Origin of the sequence: Armatimonas sp. (assembly GCF_043760365.1) — a bacterium.
Taxonomy (GTDB): Bacteria; Armatimonadota; Armatimonadia; order Armatimonadales; family Armatimonadaceae; genus Armatimonas.
The window spans coordinates 1-3,556 of the sequence record NZ_JAYUPA010000736.1 but is presented as its reverse complement, the minus strand read 5'-3'; the positions used below and the strand labels follow the sequence as shown (position 1 = coordinate 3,556).

Sequence of the window (3,556 nt, the reverse complement as noted above, 5' to 3'; positions counted from 1 at the left end):
GCTTGAGTGCAGCGCGGCCCGAGCGCGGAGAGAGAATGATCTTGCTCTCGCTGATGCCCACATCGGCGGGGTCCATGATCTCGTAAGTGGTGCGCTCTTTGAGGATACCGTCTTGGTGGATTCCCGAGCTGTGGGCAAAGGCATTGGCCCCGACAATGGCCTTGTTGGGCTGCACCAAAATCCCCGTGCGGTTGCTCACGAGGCGGCTGGTCTTGAAAAGCTCACGGGTAGTGATCCCCGTTTCGAGGCCGTAGTAGTCGCGGCGGGTCTTGAGCGCCATCACGACTTCTTCCAGGCTAGTGTTTCCCGCCCGCTCCCCAATCCCGTTGATCGTGCACTCGATCTGCCGTGCGCCGTTGTGCGCGGCGGCGAGCGAGTTGGCGACGGCCAGCCCGAGATCGTCGTGACAGTGTGCGGAGAAGATCGCTTTGTCGGCGTTGGGGACGCGCTCCAGCAACATCTTGAAGATCGCGCCGTACTCCTCGGGTGTGGCATAACCCGTGGTATCGGGCACGTTGATCACGGTCGCCCCGGCATTGATGACCGCCTCGACCACGCGGCAGAGGTAGTCGGGATCAGCGCGTCCGGCATCTTCTGTGAAGTACTCAATGTCCTCGCACCCGAGGGATTTTGCGTAGGCCACGGCGCTGACCCCCATCTCCAGGGCCTCATCACGGCTCTTGCGTAGCTTGTGTTTTAAGTGGTTGTCCGAGACCCCCAGACCCGTATGAATCCGGGGGCGCTTGGCCGATTTAAGCGCATCCCAGGCCACATCAATGTCCTTGCGAACCGCGCGTGTCAGCCCGCACACGGTCGCGCTCTGCACTTGCTTGGCAATGCGCTGGACGGCATCAAAATCCCCAGGCGACGAGATCGGAAAACCCGCCTCGATAATATCCACCCCGAGGCGCTCAAGCTGCCGGGCGATCTCCAGCTTCTCCTCGACGTTGAGTGCGGCCCCCGGCGACTGCTCGCCATCGCGGAGCGTGGTATCAAAAATATAGACTCGATTGCTCATAAAATCTTTCTTATTCGCCGATGGAGATACGCTCCCCTAAAAACTTTGGGCGAGTGCGCAGTACCCAGGCATCTAGTACTGCCTGCGCCCGAGCGAGAATCTCGCGCCGGGCGGTTTTTCCCTGTGGAAAGTCGCCCGTGCCTGCATCGAAGGCCACAGCCTCTATTTCGTTTGCATGAGCCAGAAAGAGCGCCCGCTCGTTGTGAAAACGTTGCGAGATAATGGTCAGCTTGCTCTGTCCAAAAACCTCTTTTGCTCGAACCAGCGAGTCGAGTGTCCGAAAGCCCGCGTAGTCGCAGATGATCTTGTTTTTGGGCACTCCTGCAGCAATCAAATCCCGTTTCATCGTGAGGGGCTCATTGTAATCGCTCCGCCGGTTGTCACCAGAGACCAAAAGAGCCGTCACCTTTCCCGCTTTGTAGAGCTTCGCGGCGGCGGTGATTCTCTGAGTGTAGTAGGCGTTGTGCCGCCCCCGAGCAATAAACTTATTCGTCCCTAGCACGAGGCCCACATGGTTTGTTGGAAGCGCCGCCAGCGCGTCAAAATGACGCCCCGATGCGCCTCCGAGCACGATGAGCTGGCAGGCGATAATCAGAACCAGCGGCAGGGTGAGCAGAAGCGCCAGTACGGCCATGACGCGCCGTACCGCTCGCTTTTTTAGTGTCTTTGCTGCACCTCGGGGGTGCGCAGATACCAGACTAATGCCCATAGTAATACGGTGACGACGATAATACCGACTCCTGCCAGGCACCCCAGGCAGGTCTTGTCCACATCGCTGATCTTTGACGCCAGCGTGGGGAAGCGGTCCCGGTCCGCACGGGCCGGAAGCTCTTGAGTATCCGGGGCTCTCTTTCCCCCGCTGGCGTCACTCATGGTTTATTTTAGAGCTCGATCTTGCTCTGAACGCTCTGCTGCACGGGCACCTCGGTCTGCGTGGTGGCGGTGGCAGGCTTCTTCATCCAGCTCATCATACCCCGAAGCTCACGCCCGACAACTTCAATGAGATGATCATTATCGCGCTTTGCCAGGGCATTGAAACTCGGGCGATTGGCTTTATTCTCTAAAATCCACTCTTTGGCAAACTGTCCGGTCTGGATCTCATCGAGAATCCGCTTCATCTCGGCCTTGGTCTCGGAGCCGACGATGCGTGGGCCACGGGTCATGTCGCCAAACTGGGCGGTGTCCGAGATCGAGTAGCGCATCCCCGCAATCCCAGACTCGTACATCAGGTCCACGATGAGCTTCAGCTCGTGGAGGCACTCGAAGTAGGCGATTTCCGGCTGGTAGCCCGCCTCGACCAGCGTCTCAAACCCGGCTTTTACGAGCGCTGTCGCGCCGCCGCAGAGCACCACTTGCTCGCCAAAGAGATCGGTCTCGGTCTCTTCCTTGAACGACGTTTCCAGCACGCCGGCACGGGTTCCGCCCACGCCCTTGGCCCACGCCAGCGCACGGGCTTTTGCCAAGCCTGTCGCGTCCTGGTGAATCGCGATCAGACACGGCACGCCCGCGCCTTCGGTGAAGACGCGGCGCACGAGATGGCCGGGGCCTTTGGGGGCGCACATAAACACGTCCACGTCGGTCGGGGGCACGATCTGCCCAAAGTGAATATTGAAGCCGTGGCCAAACGCAATCGCCTTACCCGCCGTCAGATGCGGCTTGATCTCGGCGTTGTAGAGATCCCCCTGGAACTCATCGTTCACCAGGATCATGATCACATCGGCCTTCTTAGACGCCTCGGCGACGGTCAAAACCTCAAAGCCATCCGCGACGGCTTTATCCCAGCTCTTGCCCGGTCGCAGGCCAATAATTACCTTCATCCCGGACTCCTTCAGGTTCAGCGCATGTGCGTGCCCTTGTGAGCCGTAGCCAATGACCGCCAGGGTCTTTCCCACCAACACATCAAACGACGCATCGGCGTCGTAGTAAATCGTAACAGGCATAGTTATTCTTTTTCTTTCTGGTTAAATTGTCAGCCAAGGCCTGAAAGTCCCTGGCTGGGCGTGATTTCGTCACAAGCGGCCCGAGGTCGCGTTGATTCGGGCGGGCTGCCTAACTCCTGCGGGCTCGGCCCGCTTCGCGCTTTCGCGGTCTTAGGCGGGGACTTTCAGGCCCCGCCTATTGCGACGATTGCTGGGGCAGCGCTTCCGCCGCCGCTCTCTGTACGTCGCCGTTGCTTTTGGATCGCTGAGGCTTTCACTTCTTCAAGCCAGGCATCGCGCTCAGCCTCGGAGTCGAAGCGAGCGACATGGATCGGCTCGCTCGGGTCGGCGACGATAACGCAGGGACGGTTTTCTGGATCATAGGCACGTAAAAGACGCGGGTCGTCCGGGTAGACGCGCTCCCGCTGCGTGAACCGTGAGACGAGTGATGCCATGGACGGCACGATTTCCTCGGTCATTTCTCGCTCTCCGATTCCGTGACCGTGTCTTCAAGCCGCCGAGCGTTGCCGCCTGCGAGGACGGGTGTTCGTGGCAGAAGGGGCGCAGGGACGGGGGCGTCTGGATCGCCGCCTTCCTCATCTGGTTTGGGACGATCCAG

General features: G+C 59.8%; 5 protein-coding genes. All 5 read right to left on the bottom strand.

The window, feature by feature from the left end:
* The coding region (locus ACH2EH_RS17410; RefSeq protein WP_395143565.1) for a 2-isopropylmalate synthase at positions 1 to 1,018 on the bottom strand (1,018 nt) is incomplete at its 3' end.
* 10 nt (positions 1,019 to 1,028) lie between these two features.
* The gene (locus tag ACH2EH_RS17405; RefSeq protein WP_395143563.1) at positions 1,029 to 1,652 is read right to left on the bottom strand and encodes a vancomycin high temperature exclusion protein; all 624 of its coding nucleotides are present in this window, start codon (positions 1,650 to 1,652) and stop codon (positions 1,029 to 1,031) included.
* A 23-nt stretch (positions 1,653 to 1,675) separates the two neighbouring features.
* Positions 1,676 to 1,891, bottom strand: coding sequence for a hypothetical protein (locus tag ACH2EH_RS17400; RefSeq protein ID WP_395143561.1), 216 nt, complete (start codon positions 1,889 to 1,891; stop codon positions 1,676 to 1,678).
* A gap of 8 nt (positions 1,892 to 1,899) precedes the next feature.
* Positions 1,900 to 2,958, bottom strand: coding sequence for a ketol-acid reductoisomerase (ilvC, locus tag ACH2EH_RS17395; protein WP_394794730.1), 1,059 nt, complete (start codon positions 2,956 to 2,958; stop codon positions 1,900 to 1,902).
* 164 nt (positions 2,959 to 3,122) lie between these two features.
* Entirely contained in the window at positions 3,123 to 3,416 is a 294-nt protein-coding gene (locus ACH2EH_RS17390; protein ID WP_395143559.1) for a hypothetical protein, read from the bottom strand.
* Positions 3,417 to 3,556 lie beyond the last annotated feature (140 nt).